The sequence below is a fragment of the Castellaniella sp. genome (assembly GCF_004321985.1).
Classification (GTDB): domain Bacteria; phylum Pseudomonadota; class Gammaproteobacteria; order Burkholderiales; family Burkholderiaceae_B; genus Castellaniella.
This window is the reverse complement of the sequence record NZ_SCQN01000005.1, coordinates 50,518-63,235: the sequence shown is the minus strand read 5'-3', so window position 1 is coordinate 63,235 and position 12,718 is coordinate 50,518. Positions and strand designations below refer to the sequence as shown.

Below are 12,718 nucleotides of genomic sequence, written 5' to 3'. Positions count from 1 at the left end.
AATTCGCTCAGTGGGCCTGAGGAGCTGGCACGATGGGTTCCCGGGGCACCGCCGCGGGTGCGGGTTTGGCGGGCCGCGGGCGGATGAGCAAGGGCGCGAAGCGCCACAGATACAGCCCCATGCACAGGATCCAGGCTGCGGCTGCCAGATGCAACAGATGCACGCTGACCGTCGATGGCCAGAGTGCGGCCAGCCGCAGCAGAGCGGCCAGGATCATCAGCCAGTAGCTGGCGAGCATGCTGCGATCCAGCGCCAGTGGCCGCCCCAGGTGTCCCAGTGCGGTCCGCGTCACCATGCCGATGATGAGTACGCAGAAGCCTGCCAGACCGATCAGATGGACGTGGGTCGCGGAGCGTGCGAGCACGCCGTGCAGCAGCGTGGGAGCGAACAGGCCGCTGATTTGAACGGCCGCCGCCAGCAGGCCCAGGGCGATGAATGTGTACCCCAGATACAAGATCCAGAGCATGGGCTTGTGCAGCACGGCTGCTGGGTTCCAGTAGGCGATCTGGACCAGGCTGATGAGGCCGGTGAGCGCGAGAGCGGCTGCCATGGCGACGGGCCAATGCAGCAATCCGGCCGCCAGCGCTGCCACGCTGAAGACCATCTGTGCCTGGCCGGATCGGGTCAGCATGGGAATCTTCAGGCCGGGCACCATGCGCATGGAGAAGAACGGGATCACGCGACGGGCGATCAGCAGGGCAATGGTGGCCATGCCGATGAGTCCCAGATCGAAGCGCTGCATGAGCACGACGTAGTCGCCGCGCAGTGCGGCCAGCAAGTACAGCAGGTCGGCCACCCCCAGCGCCAGTACCAGCAGCGGCAATCCGTAGTTGCGCTGGCTATGGCCCTTCAGGACCACGCGGGCCAGGCAGACCGCAGCCGTCAGGAAGAACAGCAGTTCCGCAGCCGTTGCGAACCAGAATCCAGTCACGCCACCGAACAAGAAACCAATGCGGGCGATCAGCCAAAGCACCATCAGTCCGCCCAGGGGACGGCCGTGCAACGGATTGAAGCCGGTCCAGGTAGCGCTTGCAGTCAGCAGGAAGCCGACCGCAATGGTGATGATGAAGCCCCACAGCATTTCGTGCGCGTGCCAGGCCACCAGTGAAAGTGGCGCGCCCAAGAGCTGTGGCGCGTAAATCCACAAGGCGATCGAGATCAGTGCCCAGGCCGTGCCCGCCAGGTACAGCGGACGAAATCCCAGCGCCAGGAAGGCGGTCAGGGACGGGTGTGCGGGTTCGTGGGCGGGGTGCTCTTCAATATTGACCAGGCGAGACATTTGCAAGTTCCATCGGGGGTTGGTCGGGTTGGTGGCTGATTTGGTATCCGTACCAGAGGCTGCGCGCCACCCGCCGGGCGAATTCCTGGGCCTGTTCGACAAAGGGAGGGTTGTCGAATTCGGTCAGTGTCTGGCCGAACAGATCCAGCCAGCGCAGGAACATGGGGCCTTCCAGGTCGGGCAGTGCCACGTGGCGCGGCATTGGCGTGCCGCTGTACGTGCCCGTGCGACGCAGCAACGAAGACCAGAAGCGCACCATGCGTTCCAGGTGCTCGTCCCAGTCGGCTACGTGGGCCTCGAAGATAGGCCCCAGCACGTTGTCCTGGCGTACGCGCCGATAGAAATGATGGACCAGGGTCGTGATTTCTGCTTCGGTGCAGATCTCGGCGTCAGCCATGCGGATCTTTCCGTTGGTGAGGATGGATGGGATTTTTAAAGGTTCATATTATAGTTATCTTCATGCGGTTGCGGAACCCCCGGGGGCAGCGGCCATGGCATCGCAGGGGGGGCTTCAGTTATGATCAGGGCTCTTCGAAGCGTTTCGAGAATGCCCTCCGTGCCCGCCACCCTGTCTTGCGTCATCCCATGCCTGAACGAGCAAGCCAACCTGGGTGTGCTGCTGCCTGAGCTGCTGGCGACGTTGGCCGGCGAAGACTGCACACCAGAGATCATCGTGGTCGACGATGGCAGTACCGATGGCACGCCGGACCTCATGCGTCATTGGGCCAGCCTGCATCCTGAAATCGTCTATCTGCGCCTGTCGCGCAATTTTGGCAAGGAAGCCGCGCTGACGGCTGGCCTGGAGGCGGCGCGCGGGCAGGCCGTGGTATGCCTGGACGCGGACATGCAGCATCCGCCTGCAATGATTCGCACCATGCTGGCCCGCTGGCGGGCCGGCGTGCAAATGGTCTACGCCGTACGCACGACACGTGACGACGAGAGCTGGTTCAAGCGGCTGGGGTCGCGGATGTTCTACGCATTGATGCGCACGTCTCATGGGCTGCGGGTTCCGCCGAATGCCGGGGATTTCCGCCTCATGGATCGCGTCGTGGTGGATGCCTTGCTGCGGCTGCCCGAGCGGGACCGGTTCATGAAGGGACTGTTTGCCTGGGTGGGCTTCGACGCTGAAGCATTGCCTTACGTCCCGCCCCAGCGCCTGCACGGAGTGAGCAAGTTCCGTCCGGTGCGTCTGTTGCGTTTCGCGGTGGACGGGCTGACGGCGTTCACGACCTGGCCCTTGCGGCTGCTCAGCCTTCTGGGCGCTTGCCTGTCCCTTCTGGCGTTTCTGTATGGCCTCGTCATCATCAGCCATTGGTTGTACGGTGATCCGGTCCAGGGCTGGGCGACGCTCATCACTGTCGTCCTGTTCTTCTCGGGTGTGAACCTGATGTCGCTGGGGGTGGTGGGAGAATACGTCGCCCGCATTTTCACCGAGGTCAAGGCGCGGCCGGTTTATCTGCTGCGAGAACGCACGGGTCAGGGGCTTGTCGATCCGGACCGGGATCAGCCATGAGATTCCGGGCGGCGGGTTGCCGGCTGGTCGATGGGGTTCAGCGGGTCGGGATCGATCTGTCCACGCGACGTTCCTGGGTCTGGGTGTTCGTGCTGAGCTTCATCTGGCTCGCAACGACCACCTGGATGTATCCGCTGTTGCTGCCCGATGAGGGCCGCTATGTGGGGGTGGCGTGGCACATGCTGGCTTCGGGCGACTATCTGACGCCGCGCCTGGACGGCCTGCCGTTCTTCCACAAGCCGCCGCTGTTCTACTGGCTCACGGCCGCTTCGCTGCACGTTTTTGGTGACAATGCCTGGGCTGGGCGCCTGTGTTCGGTGTTGGCCGCCGCTGTCCTGGTGACGCTCTTCTACGTCTTCCTGCGGCGCTATGCGCGCCGGCGCGCAGCGGGGCTGGCGGTGGTGATCCTGGCCGTGCAGCCCTTCCTGTTCGGCGCTGCGCATTATGCCAATCTGGACATGCTGGTGGCCACGCTCATGAGCCTGACCATCATGGTGGGAGCTGATGCCGTCTTCCGGCACGACCAGATCCTCGATGACCGCGCGTCGCTGACCGGCATGTATGTAGCCGCGGCTGCCGGCTTTCTGGCCAAGGGCCTGATCGGCGTGGTGCTGCCGGGTGGGGTGCTGTTCTTCTGGTTGCTGGCCAGGCGTCGGTTCGACGCCATTCTGCGCCTGCTCTGGTGGCCGGGTATCGTCCTGTTTCTGGTCCTGACGCTGCCCTGGATGGTGATCATGCAGGTGCGCCATCCGGATTTCTTCCACTACTACATCGTAGTCCAGCATTTCCAGCGGTTCCTGGACCCGGGGTTCAACAACCCACATCCGTTCTGGTTCTACGTCCCGGTAGTGCTGGTCCTGACGCTGCCCTGGTCGATCCAGCTCTGGCGCTGGTGCCAGCCACAGGGGCCGCTGAATGCGGCCTTCGTCCCGCCGGTGCATCGGCTGGAACAGGTCGATCGCCGGGTCTTGCGCGGCCTGATGCTGTCCTGGTTGCTGGTGGTGCTGGTGTTTTTCTCGATTCCTACGTCCAAGCTCGTGGGTTATGTGATTGCGATGTTGCCTCCGCTGGCCTGGTTCATCCAGGAAGCCTTCGAGCAGCGGCAGGAACGAGGCGCGGCCGGCGTGGGGCGATCCATTGCACGCCATGTCGTCATTGCGGTTGTCATCTGCTGGCTCGCGGTGGCGGCCCTCCTGGTGTTTCCGCAGCGCAGTACGAAGCCGCTGGCCCAGGTGCTGGCTGCGCAGGCCCGGGCCGGCGACCAGCTCGTGATGCTGGACCAGTATGCCTATGATCTCCCGATGTACGTGGATTGGCGCGCGCCCATTGCCGTGGTGTCGAACTGGGATGATCCGGACCTGAAGCAGGCCGACGACTGGCGGCTGGAACTGTACGATGCGGCGCAGTTTGAGCCCGGTCTGGGTCATCAGTTGCTCTGGCTGCCGGCGCGGCTGCGAAGCTTCCTGTGTGCGCCCGATCACCCCACCACCTGGCTGGTAGGGTATCTGGACGAGGCGCATCGTTTCCCAGTGCTTGCCGGGCTCGATCCCCAGGCATCGGCTCGCAAGATGGGGTTGTGGCGAGTGGCCGCCGGTCAGACAGTCAGCGGCTGTGGCGAAACGCCCAGAAGCGCCCCAGAATGAAGGTCATGCCCGCGATGACGATGAGGACCAGCGCCAGCAGGATGTCGTAGCGCAGGGTGGTCCATTTCAGGAGAATCGCGTAGGCTGTCTCGTTGACGGCGAAGCCCAGCGCCGAAACCATGAAAAAGCGCACGGCCGACTGTACCAGCGGCGCGTGCTGGTGGCGGAAGGTCAGCTGGTAATGACCGGTGAACGATACCCCGAACGCCACCAGCCAGCCCACGACGTTGGCGACCAGCGGGGGCAGGCCGCCGCCAGCTACGCAGGCCACGACTACGGCCCAGTGAGTTGCTGCCGCCGCGCAGCCTACAATGACGAACCAGCCGATCTGGGCAGCGAGCTTCTTCAACATGGATCCGGACTCTCATCCTGCGTTAGATGAACACCGGCGCATTGTATTGTGTGCCGACGACTTTGGCATGAATGCGGCGGTGGATGCCGGGATTCTGGCGCTGGCGTCGCTGGGCCGGCTGTCGGCCACCAGCCTGCTCGTGGATGGACCGGCAGCAGCCTCCGACGTGCCGGCGCTGGTCAGGACATCGCTGCAGATCGGGCTGCACCTGAACCTGACGGAGTCCTTCGGACAGCCAGATCGGTGCTGGCCGTTGCGCCGTCTGATTCTGGCTGCGTATGGGCGGCGGCTCCAGCGGCCGATGCTGCAGACGGCTATTCGACGTCAGTTGGCGCTGTTCCAGGCATTGGTCGGACGGCTGCCGGATTACATTGATGGCCATCAGCATGTGCATCAGCTCCCGGGTGTGCGCGAGGCCTTGCTGGACGTCCTGCGCGAATCCCCGGGCTACCGGCCGTGGCTTCGTCACACGGGCCGCCCCAGAATGCTTGGACTGCCGCTGCGCCTGCGCCTGAAGGCACGAGTGATTGCCGGCCTGGGGGCATCATCCTTGCGTCGACAACTGCAGGCGCAGGGGTATTCCTGCAATCCGGGGTTTCTGGGCGTGTATGATTTCCAGGGGGGCGTTGCGGCCTATCAGCGCTGGGTGCCATACTGGTTGTCGCAGTGCCGGACAGGGGATGTCTTCATGTGCCATCCCGCGTCTGGTGCGGATCCTGCCGATTCGCTGTCGGAGCAGCGCCAGGCCGAATTTTCGGTTCTATCCGGTGCGCCCTTCGGCCAGTGGCTGGCAGACTATCATTTGATCGTTGCCGGAGCCGGCGAATTGCGCGGCGCGGCGTCTCGGGAGACATTCGCATGAGCTTGCCCTATCGTACCCTGACCCCGGATTTTGCCGTGTCGCCTCAGCTCCAGCCGGCCGACATGCAGGCACTGGCCGACGCCGGCTTCAAGTCGGTCATCATCAATCGGCCGGATGGCGAGGGCGGTGCAGAGCAACCGCTGTCGGCCGATGTGCTGAGCGCAGCCCGCGAGGCGGGCCTGGACGCCCGCTATCAGCCCGTCGTCAGTGGTTCCATCACTGAAGCCGACGTCGTGGAGTTCGCCCGCATTTTGCGCACGCTGCCGGCACCGGTCTTGGCTTTCTGCCGCACGGGCGGGCGCTGCACCAAGCTGTTCGAATCAGCGCACGATCTAGGAAAACTCTGAACGCGGCGCGCAGGCCTGGCGGTCTCTGAAAGAGGCGCCCGATGACTGCGTTTGCCCCCTGATTGATCCGTGTCAAACTGTGTCATGACTCAGGGCTGATACGAATATTCTTTCGCGCCGTCAGCGGTTATGCTGAGCATTGTGGATAGTTTTTTGGAGGTCTGCATATGTTCAAGAAAATCCTGATCCCTACAGACGGCTCCAAGCTCTCGGCCCAGGCCGCCAACAAGGGTGTCTGCTTTGCGCGCACGATCGGGGCCGAGGTTCTGGCGCTACACGTGACGCAGCCATTCGCGGCGACGGTGGGCTTCGATGGCATGGCTGCGGCTTATGCCATCACCGATGAAGACTACGACCGCTCCGCTGCCGAGCAGGCGAAAAAGTACCTGCAGGCGGTGCTGGACCGTGCCGCGACGGCGGGTGTGAAGGCCCAGGCAAAGGTCGTCTCCAACTTCAATGTCGCTGACGGCATCGTCCACGCGGCAAAGGAAGAAAACTGCGACCTGATCTTCATCGGCAGCCATGGCCGCAGCGGCCTGTCGCGGCTGCTGCTGGGCAGCGTCACCGTGAAGGTCCTGGGGCTGGCCAAGGTCGCCACCCTGGTGTACCGCGTCAAGGAAAACGATTGATTGGTTGATCTGACCCGGTGCGGTAGCCCGAGTCGATCGTGATTCGGGCCGTCGAATGAGTCGTGTGATTTTCCATGAAGAGAACGGGGTGGATCGCCCCGTTCCCACGCTTGCCCCTGGGCAGGCCGTCCAGGACGCCTACGGGCGCCCGCTGCGGGATCTGCGGATTTCCGTCACTGATCGCTGTAATTTCCGCTGCCGCTATTGCATGCCGCGCGAGGTCTATGGCGCCGATCATGTGTTCCTGCCACGCAGCGCGCTGCTCACCTTCGAGGAAATCACCCGCGTGGCGCGTATTGCGTTGACACTGGGTGTGCGCAAGATCCGCCTGACCGGGGGGGAACCCCTGATGCGCAAGCAGCTCGATGTCCTGGTCGGAATGCTGGCCGAGCTGCGAACGCCCGATGGGGCCGCGCCCGAACTGACGCTGACCACCAACGGCGCGTTGCTGGCACGTCAGGCGGCGGCATTGGCGCGGGCTGGTCTGAATCGTGTGACGGTGAGCCTGGATGCCATGGATGATGCCGTCTTCCAGCGCATGAGCGACGGCGGTGTCCCCGTGGCCGACATTCTGGCGGCCATGGATGCGGCCGTACAGGCCGGGCTTCAGCCCGTGAAGGTCAACATGGTCGTGCGGCGCGGCATGAACGACGATCAGATCCTGCCCATGGCGCGGCATTTTCGTCACAGCGACAAGGTATTGCGCTTCATCGAATACATGGACGTGGGCCACAGCAATGGCTGGCGCATGGACGAGGTCGTGACGGGGGCGGAAATCATCCGGCTGATCAGTGCGGAGTTTCCATTGGTGCCCGTGCAGGCGCAGTATCGCGGCGAGGTCGCCAGCCGCTGGTGTTACGCCGATGGGGCCGGCGAGATCGGCCTGATCACCAGCGTTTCCCAACCGTTTTGTGGCGACTGTACCCGTTTGCGCCTGTCGCCGGAAGGCAAGCTCTTCACTTGCCTGTTCGCTGACCATGGGCACGATCTGCGCGAACTGATCCGCACGGGGGCGGACGATGCAGTGCTGGCCGCCCATCTGTCGGGGGTGTGGCTGACCCGGAAAGACCGCTATTCCGAGCAGCGGGGCCAGGCGCACCGCGATAACAAGATCGAGATGAGCTACATCGGCGGCTGACGCCCTGTTTTGATCGTTCCAATCCGGCGCTGTGAGCGTGCGCTAACCCAGCCAGTCGGCCAGTGCATACCAGGCAATTTCTGCCCCTGGCCGCGTCTGGAACCCCGCCGGAATGCGTGCCAGCGCGTCTGCCCAGCTCAGGCTGCTGATGGCGCCGGAGCTCTGTTGGTGATAGGGGGTGAGCCGCGTCACTGCCGCCGACAAATCGGCCCGCACCCGCAGGAATTCTTCGCGGTCGCCGCCCTTGACGTGGTCATCGGTCAGGACGCCGCGCCGCACAGGGGGAAACAGCGTCTGCCGCCCCTGCAGGCCTCGGATCAACGGGCTCACCAGCAGCGCGAACACCACGAATGACGACACCGGGTTTCCTGGCAGACAGACGAGTGGCCGGCCGTGCAGCTCGGCCAGCGCGACTGGCTTGCCCGGCTTCATGCGCACGCGCCATAGGTCCAGCGTGCCGCCCAGTGCCTCGATTGCGGGCTTCACCAGGTCCTTTTCCCCGACGGATGCGCCCCCCACGCTGAGCACCAGGTTGCATTGGGAGGCCAGCTCGGTCAGTGCCTGCTCGATGGCATCGGCCTCGTCCCGGGCATGGCGGACGACGGGTTTTGCGGTGCCCAGCCCGAGGCAGAGGCTGGCCAGCATGGGTGCGTTGGAGTCATAGATGGCGGCTGGGCGCAGGGGTTGCCCGGGCATCATGAGTTCGTCCCCCGTGGTCAGGATTCCCACTGAGAGGCGCGGGAAGACTGGCGCTTCGGCGAATCCCTGGGCCGCCAGAACAGCGATCTGGGGCGCTCCCAGCACGGTGCCTTTTTGCAGTACGGTCTGGCCGCGCGCCATGTCTTCGCCCCTGACGCGGACGTATTGTCCGGCCTTCGGGACCCGCCCGAGGGTGACCTGGTTGTCGGTCTCCTGACAATCTTCCTGCATGAGCACTGCGTCGGCGCCTTGGGGCATGACGCTGCCCGTGAACAGGCGGATGGCCTGGTTCTGGCGCAAGGGCTTGGGGGTCTGGCCCGCAAAGCAGCGCTGCTGGATGGGTAGCGTCGTACCGGCGGCCGTCACCTCGGCGGTACGTACTGCATAGCCGTCCATCGCGCTGTTGTCAGCGGGCGGCAGGTCCAGCCGTGCCTCGATGTCTGTGGCGAGCACCCGGCCGTTCAGCGCTTCGAGGCGGATGGTCTCCTGTGACTGGGGCGAAGTGGCGCGTGCGGCCAGATGCGCTTGTGCGGTGTCGAAATCGATCATGGGGTGAAATCAGCGGGTTTGAGAGATATCTGGCGCGTGCGCCTGTGCCTGTGGTGAATCCCACTCGGCTGCCTTCGTGGCGTCGGCTGCTTGTTGCTGTACCCAGAATGTCCGTCCGCTGGACAGCGTTTCCCGCTTCCAGAACGGCGCGCGTGTCTTCAGCGCATCGATCAGGAATTCGCAGGCGCGGAAGGCCTGGGTACGATGGGCGCTGGCCACGCCCACGAACACGATCGGATCGCCCAGCGGCAATTCGCCGACTCGGTGGACGACCAGCGTGTCCAGAATGTCCCAGCGTTGCTTTGCCTGTGTGCACAGCGACTGGATTTCGCGCTCGCACATGCCTGGGTAGTGTTCCAGGTACAGGCTGTGCGATCCGGCATCCGGGCTGAAGTCGCGTACGGTACCGATGAAGTGCACGTAGGCGCCGGCCCGGCCAGCACAGCCCGCCTGGAGCTGGGCCGTCAACTGGGCGATATCGAAGCGATCGGTCTGGATGATGACCATATGGGGTCAGCCCCCCGTGACCGGTTCGAACAGCGCGACCTCGTCCCCCGGCCGGATGAGGCTGGCGCGGGTGGCGTATTCCTGGTTGATGGCGATCTTGAGTCTGTCGATGGGTTCCAGTGCCGGGTGACGCTGCGCGAGCTCGGCCAGCCAGGCACCGGCGCGGATGGGGTCCGTCAGTGCCTGGGTTTCCTGACGCATGCCGGCTTGTTCGGCGATGCGTGCAAAGTACAGGACCTCAATGGTCCCGTTGCCATTCGCCACTTTTTCCTCCGGATTTGTATACGAGCCGGACCTGATCGATCAGGATGCCTTTGTCGGCGGCCTTGCACATGTCGTAGACGGTGAGTGCCGCGACCGTGCAGGCCATCATGGCTTCCATTTCCACGCCGGTCTGGTGATGCGTGTGGCAGGTGCTGCGGATGGTGAGCACATGGTGCGATTCGTCGGCTGTAAAATCCACGCCCACAAACGAAAGCGGCAAGCTGTGGCACAGCGGAATCAGCTCTGCGCAGCGCTTGGCCGCCAGGATCCCGGCCACGCGGGCGGTGTTCAGGACCTCGCCCTTGGCGTTGGCCTGGGCCGACAGCAGCTTCCAGGCGTGTGCGCTCAGGTGGACTTCGCCTTCCGCGATGGCCGTGCGTTCGGTGGCGGCCTTGTGGCCCACATCCACCATGCGCACTCGTCCCTCTGCGTCCAGGTGAGTCAGGACTGGTGAAATATCGGTTTCGCTCATCGTTCTATGATATACAAAAATGGCGCTTTGCCGCAGTGCGACCCACGCGCTTTCGCCCCTTCCGAGACCTGACATGGCCAAGACGATCGGCGCATTCTTTTCCCTGTATCTGGCGACGCTGATTCTGTTGCTGAGTTCCGGGCTCTTCAATACCTACCTGGGGTTGCGGCTGACCGGACTGTCGGTGTCCGAGGTCTGGGTGGGTGCCATGATTGCGTCTTATTACCTGGGGCTGGTGCTGGGTGCGCGTTACGCGCACCGGCTGATCATCCGGGTCGGGCACATCCGGACCTACGCGGCCTGTGCAGCTGCGGTGACGGTGACCGTCCTGGTCATGATCCTGATGAATGACCTATGGGTCTGGCTGGGGCTGCGATTCATCGCCGGCATGGCGATGGTGAGCTTGTTCGTTGCGATCGAAAGCTGGCTCAACGAACAGACGGAAAACGCCTCGCGCGGCACCGTATTTGCGTTCTACATGGTGGCCACCGGCCTGGGCACCGTGCTGGGGCAGTTGGTGCTGGGGCTCTTTCCTCGTCTTGATGATGGGCCGCTGGTCTTCGTCGCCATCTGTAGCGTACTCAGCCTGATGCCCATCGCGCTCACCCGACGCGTGCACCCGGCCCTGCAGGTTCCTGCGCCGCTGGCCTGGCGCTACTACTTGTCGCGAGTGCCGCTGTCGCTGACGGTTCTGTTTATCGCTGGCATGCTGAACGGCGCCTTCTATGGTCTGGCGCCGGTGTATGGCCTGCAGCAGGGCATGGACAATCAGCAAGTCGGTGTCTTCATTGCAGTCTCCATCGCAGCCGGTCTGGTGTGCCAGTGGCCCCTGGGCTGGCTGGCCGACCGCGTCAGTCGCGTGCGTCTGATCCGCTTTGGTGCGATGTTGCTGTGCCTGTTGGGGATCCCGCTGTGGGGCTGGCTGCATTTTCCGTATCCTATCCTGATCCTGTTTGCGGCAGTTCAGGGAATCGTGCAGTTCACGCTCTACCCCATGGGGGCCGCCTTTGCGAACGATAACGTCGCGCGGGAACGGCGGGTGGGCCTGAGCTCGCTGCTATACATGGTTTACGGCGTAGGGGCCTGCATTGGGCCGTTGCTGGCTGGTGTGCTGATGCGTGGGTGGGGCAGCAGCCTGTATTTCGTCTTCATTTCGGGGTGTTCCGCCGTGCTGGTGGTGTTCATTCGCAAGCAGCGCGTCACTGGCGGGCACCTGAGCGAAGACGCCCCCACGCAGTTCGTACCCATGGCGGACACGCTGCAGAATTCGCATGTGATGGCCGTGCTGGACCCCCGTGTGGACATCGAGCGGGACATCTCCCACGACCCTGTGGGGGCGGATGCCCTGACCCCCGAAGCCGCCTCAGCGGGGAAACAGTGACACGATGGCTGCCAGGGCGAGCGCGATGCCGGCTGCCTGAATCCAGGTAATGCGTTCGCGGAAAGCTCCAGCGCCGACCAGCGTCCCGATGGAAATCACGCCGATGTTCATGGCGGCGAACACCAGCGTAGGGTTGTCGGGAAAGGTCTGGTGAGCGCGGATGTAGAAGTAGATATTGCCGAAATTCAGCGCGCCCAGCAGCAGTCCCGAGGCCAGGCTGCGACCGTTCCAGGCAGTACGCCTGAAGGCGGTCAGCCACAGGAATATCAATAGGGTCGCCAGGACGAAACTGAGCAGGAGGCTGCTGGTGAAGCCCGCGCCCAAGCGTGCCATCTGCTTGAACAGAATGTCGATCGCTCCGTATCCCACCCAGACGCCCAGCAGCGTGATCCAGGCGAAGCGGGCTGGCCTCGCGGCCGCGCGTGGTGTTGCGAAGGCCAGGGGTGATCCCGGTGTGCCTGCCGTTGCCAGAGCACTGCTCCGGGGCTTGGCGATCAGACACCCCAGTGCGCACAGCGCCAGTGCGATCCCCAGCGCCTTGCGCCCGGACAGCGCCTCGTGGAACACCAGGAAGGCAGCCAGGATGGGTAGAACAAGGGACAATCGCTGGGCTGTGTCGCTGAGCACGATCCCGGTCTGTCGTACCGCCGCCGCCATCACGAGGAATACGGCCGGCAGCAACACACCCAGCAGCCCCAGGATCACCCATGCGGGGGTCGTGATCGACCGCACTGCAGCCAGGGGTGGGTGGAAGAGCCAGAGACACAGGACGGAGGCCGTGACGTAATTCACGGCGATGGCCTGTTCGACCTGGATCCGGTAGCGGCGGGCCAGCTTCAGGAAGATCGAGACGGTGACACTGAAGGCAATGCTGATGATGAGCGTGTGCATGGACGGCCTGGACTGATTCGGATCAGCCGGCATGGTAGGCCCGCAAGATTCCTTCCGGCAAGCCGATCTTGCGGCAACGGACCGGACATTTCTACTTTGTGCAGAGGGCATTCTCACGTTGCGCCAACAGCCTGGGAGCGAACTTGCGTGTGAAAAAGAATTCATGCATAATTTCGCTTCTTCAGTGATGGA

The 12,718-nt window shown here is 63.8% G+C and carries 15 protein-coding genes; 7 read left to right on the top strand and 8 right to left on the bottom strand.

The genetic code is table 11. The features are described from left to right. Positions 1–7: 7 nt before the first annotated feature. The gene (locus EPN31_RS00600; protein ID WP_291768078.1) at positions 8–1,279 is read right to left on the bottom strand and encodes an NnrS family protein; all 1,272 of its coding nucleotides are present in this window, start codon (positions 1,277–1,279) and stop codon (positions 8–10) included. After that, positions 1,257–1,676: a group III truncated hemoglobin gene (locus EPN31_RS00595; RefSeq protein WP_291768077.1), complete on the bottom strand. Its 420-nt coding sequence runs from the start codon at positions 1,674–1,676 to the stop codon at positions 1,257–1,259. Before EPN31_RS00595 ends, EPN31_RS00600 begins: the two co-directional genes overlap by 23 nt. Before the next feature lie 150 nt (positions 1,677–1,826). Between EPN31_RS00595 and EPN31_RS00590 the strand changes: the two genes are divergently transcribed. Then, positions 1,827–2,792 (top strand): glycosyltransferase family 2 protein, encoded by a 966-nt coding sequence (locus tag EPN31_RS00590; protein ID WP_291768076.1) that lies wholly within the window; start codon positions 1,827–1,829, stop codon positions 2,790–2,792. Further along, on the top strand, positions 2,789–4,435 hold the full coding sequence (locus tag EPN31_RS00585; protein WP_291768075.1) for a glycosyltransferase family 39 protein: 1,647 nt from the start codon (positions 2,789–2,791) through the stop codon (positions 4,433–4,435). The genes EPN31_RS00590 and EPN31_RS00585 overlap by 4 nt, the downstream gene beginning before the upstream one ends. On the opposite strand, the gene EPN31_RS00580 is transcribed toward EPN31_RS00585, so the two are convergent. Next, the gene (locus EPN31_RS00580) at positions 4,395–4,784 is read right to left on the bottom strand and encodes a GtrA family protein (protein ID WP_291768142.1); all 390 of its coding nucleotides are present in this window, start codon (positions 4,782–4,784) and stop codon (positions 4,395–4,397) included. The genes EPN31_RS00585 and EPN31_RS00580 overlap by 41 nt on opposite strands. Position 4,785: 1 nt before the next feature. On the opposite strand from EPN31_RS00580, the gene EPN31_RS00575 reads away from it, so the two are divergent. From EPN31_RS00575 to moaA, 4 genes are all read left to right on the top strand, one after another. Next, entirely contained in the window at positions 4,786–5,649 is an 864-nt protein-coding gene (locus EPN31_RS00575; protein ID WP_291768074.1) for a ChbG/HpnK family deacetylase, read from the top strand. Continuing rightward, positions 5,646–5,996, top strand: a complete 351-nt coding sequence (locus EPN31_RS00570; RefSeq protein ID WP_291768073.1) for a TIGR01244 family sulfur transferase — start codon at positions 5,646–5,648, stop codon at positions 5,994–5,996. The genes EPN31_RS00575 and EPN31_RS00570 overlap by 4 nt, the downstream gene beginning before the upstream one ends. Before the next feature lie 167 nt (positions 5,997–6,163). Next, entirely contained in the window at positions 6,164–6,625 is a 462-nt protein-coding gene (locus tag EPN31_RS00565) for a universal stress protein (protein ID WP_291768072.1), read from the top strand. A 55-nt stretch (positions 6,626–6,680) separates the two neighbouring features. Then, on the top strand, positions 6,681–7,763 hold the full coding sequence (gene moaA / locus EPN31_RS00560) for a GTP 3',8-cyclase MoaA (RefSeq protein ID WP_291768071.1): 1,083 nt from the start codon (positions 6,681–6,683) through the stop codon (positions 7,761–7,763). Positions 7,764–7,805: 42 nt separating this feature from the next. Here the strand turns inward: moaA and glp are convergent, their stop codons facing one another. From glp to moaC, 4 genes are read right to left on the bottom strand one after another with little or no spacing between them, the layout of a single operon-like run. Then, complete coding sequence (glp, locus tag EPN31_RS00555; RefSeq protein ID WP_291768070.1) at positions 7,806–9,011, bottom strand: gephyrin-like molybdotransferase Glp; 1,206 nt, start codon at positions 9,009–9,011, stop codon at positions 7,806–7,808. Between the two features lie 9 nt (positions 9,012–9,020). Then, positions 9,021–9,518, bottom strand: coding sequence for a molybdenum cofactor biosynthesis protein MoaE (locus EPN31_RS00550; RefSeq protein WP_291768069.1), 498 nt, complete (start codon positions 9,516–9,518; stop codon positions 9,021–9,023). Positions 9,519–9,524: 6 nt separating this feature from the next. Further along, positions 9,525–9,782 carry a molybdopterin converting factor subunit 1 gene (gene moaD, locus EPN31_RS00545; protein ID WP_291768068.1) on the bottom strand — a complete coding sequence of 86 codons (258 nt, stop codon included), beginning with the start codon at positions 9,780–9,782 and terminating at the stop codon, positions 9,525–9,527. After that, positions 9,757–10,254, bottom strand: a complete 498-nt coding sequence (moaC, locus tag EPN31_RS00540) for a cyclic pyranopterin monophosphate synthase MoaC (RefSeq protein WP_291768067.1) — start codon at positions 10,252–10,254, stop codon at positions 9,757–9,759. Before moaC ends, moaD begins: the two co-directional genes overlap by 26 nt. 73 nt (positions 10,255–10,327) lie before the next feature. Here moaC and EPN31_RS00535 point away from each other — a divergent pair, with 73 nt between their 5' ends. Further along, positions 10,328–11,635, top strand: coding sequence for an MFS transporter (locus tag EPN31_RS00535; RefSeq protein WP_291768066.1), 1,308 nt, complete (start codon positions 10,328–10,330; stop codon positions 11,633–11,635). On the opposite strand, the gene EPN31_RS00530 is transcribed toward EPN31_RS00535, so the two are convergent. Next, complete coding sequence (locus tag EPN31_RS00530; protein WP_291768065.1) at positions 11,618–12,559, bottom strand: EamA/RhaT family transporter; 942 nt, start codon at positions 12,557–12,559, stop codon at positions 11,618–11,620. The genes EPN31_RS00535 and EPN31_RS00530 overlap by 18 nt on opposite strands. Between the last annotated feature and the right edge of the window lie 159 nt (positions 12,560–12,718).